The organism is Halorubrum sp. SD612, assembly GCF_002135005.1.
On sequence record NZ_NEWI01000162.1, the window covers coordinates 1 to 5,213 of the forward strand.

Consider the following 5,213-nt stretch of genomic DNA (forward strand, 5'->3'; position numbering starts at 1 on the left):
CCATACAGTCGAAACAGAGGAAGAACTCCGAGCCGTCGGTGAGTTCGAGCGTCAGCCCCTGCGTCGACTCGAACGCGAAGTTCCACAGGTCGCCGATCCCGCCGGCGATCCGCACGGACCGCTCGCACACGTCGCACGCCTCGGAGGCCATATGCGTCTCTCACGGGGTCCGCGGGGTAAGGCGTGTCGCCTCGGTAATTATATACATCAAGGAGAATGCCTGCGGCTTCAGCCGCAGGATGAATCCGACAACTCGGAGTCAATCTACGCTACAATAGCCACACTGAGATTTGGCAATCCGCATTTTAAAATGACAGGCAATCCCACGTATAGGTAGGAATCAGACTGGGAACAGAGCGACTCCCGTTAGTCCTACGATGGCGGCCTGTCCGCCCCAAGCAATGAGACAGTAATCGGAACCAGTTGGGTGAACGGTCGGTTCTTACAATGAACCGATGCAGTGCCCGACTGCTGTACGCACCACAGAAAGTAACTCCAAGTCCAGCGAAGTCTGCCGGACTCCCCGAGGCAAAAACAACTCCGGGAGTCCGAACACGATAGAGGATAGGAGTACCGGGGGCTTGGCACTCCCAGCAGTCCCGCCCGTCACAGTCCGTGAACCCCACACGGATTCTCACCGTGTCGGAGTTCGGTGGAACTGTAAACCTGAAATCTCCAACGCTCAGGATTCCTCCGCGTTTACGCGGAGGAGGATGTCAAATATCGCCGCTGTGTGGAGAGACGCGATTGACAGCTCTGCGGTGAACACCGCTCGATCAGCAGCCACTCGTTTATAACCGACTATCAGCAGACCGGCGGCGAACACTCCCAAAGCCCCAGCCGGCGGGGCGGGCGCACGCTCGCTGCGCGCCTCACTCGGTCGCTGTCGCTCCCTCGTTCGGTGCTTACGTCGCCTGCGCCCGCCCCGCCGGCTGCCCCTTTGAGTCCCGCCCGACCGCAACCGCACGGCGCCTCACGCCTCCCCAGCCTCGCGGTTCGCGCTCTCCGAGCGCTCACCGCGTCCAGCGAGAATCGAAGATTCTCTGGCAGCCGGCGCGTAGCGCCGGCGACCTCGCGCGCGCGCTCCGTCGCGGCCGCCGAGGGCGGCCGCTCGCAGGCACGCGCCACCGTGAGGGATTCAGCGCTGCTCCGTGTCGATAACGTGTCCGTCGCTCGGGTCGAACCCGACCGCGACCGCGCCGTCGAGGGGGTCGACGGTCCGGACGAGCAGTTCGCGGTCGCCCCAGTCGAGCGTGACGCGCGTCGTCTCGCCGAGGAACTCCGCGCTGGCGACCGTCGCGCGCAGCGTGTTTTCGCCGACCGGAGCGGCGGTCTCGCCGCCTCCTGCTCCGCCCGCGCTCGCGACGCGCAGGTGTTCCGGACGGACGCAGAACGCGATCCGGTCGCCGACTTCGGGCGAGTTCGTCGCGGGCGCGCCCTCCCCCGCATCGCCGCCGCCCCCGGGTGCGACGCGGAGGGTCTCGTCGCCGTCGTCGACGCCGACTGCGAGTTCGCCTTCGCCGAGCGACTCCACGACGCGGCCCGCGAACACGTTATTGTCGCCGACGAACTCCGCGACGAACCGCGTCGCGGGCTCGCGGTACACCGTCCGCGGGGGTGCCACCTGCTCCGGCGTCCCGTCGTTCATCACCGCGACGCGGTCGGAGACGGCCAGCGCCTCCTCCTGGTCGTGCGTGACGTATATCGTGGTAATCGACAGTTCGGACTGGATCCGCTTCACCTGCGCGCGGAGCCGTTCGCGGAGCCGCGCGTCGAGCGCGCTCATCGGCTCGTCGAGGAGGAGCACGTCGGGGCCGGGCGCGAGCGCCCGCGCCATCGCGATCCGCTGCTGTTGCCCGCCCGAGAGGCTCTCCGGGTCGCGGTCGGCGGCGTCCGGCAGGTCGACCAGTTCGAGGAGTTCCGCGACGCGCTCGTCGCGCGTGACGCCGTCGGGCGGGTCGGCGAAGTTGAGCCCGTACGCGACGTTCTCTCCGACGGTCATGTGCGGGAACAGCGCGTAGCTCTGGAAGACGACGCCCACGTCGCGGTCCTCCGGGGGCACGCCGGCGACCGACTCGCCGCCGAACCGGACCGTCCCGCTCGTCGGCTCCTCGAACCCGGCGATCAGGCGGAGCGTCGTCGTCTTCCCGCAGCCGGAGGGACCGACGAGAGTGAAGAACTCGCCCTCCCGCACCCGGAGGCGCACGTCGTCGACCGCGGCCGTCTCGCCGTAGCGCTTCGTCACCCTGTCGAGTTCGACCGCGACCGGTGGGTCGGGCGCAGACTCCGACTTCGGTTCAGAGCCCACGGTGGTCACCCCCGAGCCGCTCGATGACGACGAAGCTGACCCCGGTGACGACGAGCAGGACGACGCCCATGGCGGTCGCCGGTCCGAGCCGCCGCCCGATGAACCGTTCGATCGCGACGGGCATCGTGTACGCGTCGGCGCCGGTCGCCAGCACGACGGTCGAGGTGAACTCGCCGATCGAGACGGCGAACGCGAACGCCGCGCCCGCGACGACCGCGGGCCAGACGAGGGGGATCTCCACGTCCCGGATCACCCGCGCCCGCGAGGCGCCGAGCGCCCGCGCGGACTCGACGAGCGAGCGGTCCAGCCCGGCGAGCCCGGGCGAGACGGTGCGCACGACGAACGGGTAGCCCGAGACCGCGTGCGCGACGACGATCGCGGCCGCGCCGCTCGCGGCGATCCGCCACCCCCCGATCTCGACGCCGAAGACGAGCCCCCGCAGGAGACCGAGCCCGACGATGATCCCCGACACCGCCAGCGGCGCCATCGCGGCCGCGTCGACCAGCGTCCGCCCGCGGTACCGCCGCGTGGTCAACACCGCGACGACGACGCCCATCGGGAGCGCGAGCAGCGTCGCGCCCGTCGCGAACGCGAGCGAGTTCCGGATCGCGGGCCACGGCCGCACCTGAAACGCCGCCCCCGTCTGCTGGCGCTCGACCAGGAATCGGTAGTGGTCGAGCGTGAGCGCGCCGTCGCCGCCGGTCACCGACGCGAGGACCATCGACGCGATGGGCGCGAGGAAGACGACCCCGGCGACGACCCCGTAGGCGGCCAGCCCGGCCCGCGGCAACAGCTCGCGGAGCGTCGCGGCGGGCGGGGAGAGCGGGCGCCGGGGGAGCGGCCGAGCGCCGCGCGCGCCGGTCGACTGCCGGGCCTCGTACCGGAGGTACGCGAGCAGGACGCCGAGCGAGACCGCGAGTTCGATGATCGCAAGCACGGCGGCCTCGGCGTAGCTCAGGTCCCGCACCAACCGGTAGACGAGCACCTCGACGGTCACGAGCTCGAACCCCCCGAGCGCTAGGACGATGGGGAAGGTTCCGAAGGTGAACACGAACGTCAGCGCCGCGCCCGTGAGGACGGCGGGGTACACCTGCGGCGCGACCACGTCGACGAACGCCCGGACCGGCCCGGCGCCGAGGCTGCGGGCGGTCTCGACCGCGCTCGCGTCTACCGACTCCCACGCCGCGGTCGTCACGCGCGCCACCAGCGGCGCGTTGTAGAACGCGTGGGCGATCACCACCGCTTCGAGGGTGAACATGAGTTCGACCCGCGGGAGTCCGAGCGTCGTCAGGGCGGCGTTCAACGTGCCGTTCTCGCCGAACGTGGCGACGAACCCGACCGCCACCATGATCGACGGGAGGACGAACGGGACGATGGTGAGCGAGCGCAGGGTTCGCCGCCCGGGGAACTCGAAGCGCGCGAGCAGGTAGGCGGCCGGGAGGCCCAGGGCGACGCTCGCGACGGTCGAGAGGACCGCTTGGTACGCGGTGAAGCCGACGATCCCGAGCCGGCGGTCCGGCGAGAGGAGCGCCCGCGCGACCGCGACCGGGGACTCGCCCGACAGCAGCCGGGCGAGCTCGCCGAAGTAGAACGGGTCGGTGAGCACCTCGGCGAAGGCGCCGAGGGTGACGGCGCCGTCGACGACGACCGCCTCAATCAGGACGGTCGCCGTCGGGTAGTAGAAGGCGACGACGAGCGCGGCGCTGGTGAGGACCGCGAGCGCCGTCAGCGCGCGCGCCTCGGCCCACTCCCCGAGCCGAGACAGTCGCCCGTCGTGGTCGGTCACGCGCTCGGTCCCTCGTCGGACACGCGATCAGTTCCCGGCGTACTGCCGCTCCCAGGCCTCGACCCACGCGTCGACCGAGCCCTGGAGCTCGTCGTAGGTGAACGTCACCGGGTCGGCCGGCTCCTTCGCCAGCTCGGCGTAGTCGCTCGGCAGCTCCGCGCCGTCGGTCGACGGGAACGCGACGTTGCGCTGAGCGATTTCCCCCTGAACGTCCGGCTCCAGCATGAACGACATGAACTCGCGGGCGAGGTCGGGCTCGTCTGCGTCGGCGAAGAGGGCCATCCCCTCCGGGTTCGCGTACGCCTGGTCGTTCAAAAAGCGGATCTGGTGCTTCTGGAGGTCCGCGCCCTCCATGTCCGCGAACACCTGATCGGTGGAGTAGGAGACGACGATCGGCGCCTCCCCCTCGCTCCATGCCGCGTACGCGTCGTCCCAACTCCCCAGCACGCGCACGTCGTTCGCTTGGAGTTCCGCCCAGTAGTCGAGGTAGTCGTAGTCGGGGTCGCGGTCCCCGCCCGCGACGGCCTCGCCGTCGCCGTCGCTCGCGACCCCGCCGTCGCCGAAGCGGCTGATCGTGTGGAGGAGGAACGCCCGCCCGGTCGCGGAGCCGCCGGGGTTCTGCGCGATGAGCGCGCCCGCGTGCTCGTCGTCGAGCAGTCCGTCGAACGTCTCCGGCGCCTCTGTGGTCGTGCTGTCGTACACGAGGCTGACGTAGCCGGTGTCGAACGGGACCGCCCGCTCGAACGGGTCGAACCGGAGTCCCTCCTTGACCGCGTCGCGCCCGTCGACGTCGCCCGCCTCGGCGAAGAGGTCCTCGTCGAGCGCCCCGTCGACGCGGACGAGGTCCTCCGTCGTGAGCCCGACGTAGAGGTCGGCGTCGATGCCCGCGCCAGAGGCGGCGCGCTCAACGTAGTAGTTCACCTCGTTGTCGGGCGTCGCCCACTCCAGCGTGGCGTCGTACCGGCTCTCGAACTCCTCTTTGAGCCACTCGCCGGGGCTCACCGACGGCGCGTCGATGAAGTTCGTGTACGTGGCGACCGTCAGGGTCGGCGTCTCGTCGCCGCCGTCGCCGCTCTCCGATCCGCCGTCGTCGGTTCCGTTGCCGCCGCCCCCGTCCCC

At 70.3% G+C, this 5,213-nt stretch carries 3 protein-coding genes; all 3 read right to left on the minus strand.

Annotated features, from left to right (window positions below; genetic code table 11):
* Nucleotides 1-1,138: 1,138 nt before the first annotated feature.
* Nucleotides 1,139-2,308 carry an ABC transporter ATP-binding protein gene (locus B9G38_RS14040; protein WP_086220776.1) on the minus strand — a complete coding sequence of 390 codons (1,170 nt, stop codon included), beginning with the start codon at nucleotides 2,306-2,308 and terminating at the stop codon, nucleotides 1,139-1,141.
* Nucleotides 2,298-4,094: an iron ABC transporter permease gene (locus B9G38_RS14045; RefSeq protein WP_086220777.1), complete on the minus strand. Its 1,797-nt coding sequence runs from the start codon at nucleotides 4,092-4,094 to the stop codon at nucleotides 2,298-2,300. The genes B9G38_RS14040 and B9G38_RS14045 overlap by 11 nt, the downstream gene beginning before the upstream one ends.
* A gap of 27 nt (nucleotides 4,095-4,121) precedes the next feature.
* Nucleotides 4,122-5,213: thiamine ABC transporter substrate binding subunit (locus tag B9G38_RS14050; protein ID WP_086220778.1), on the minus strand; the 1,092-nt coding region annotated here is incomplete at its 5' end.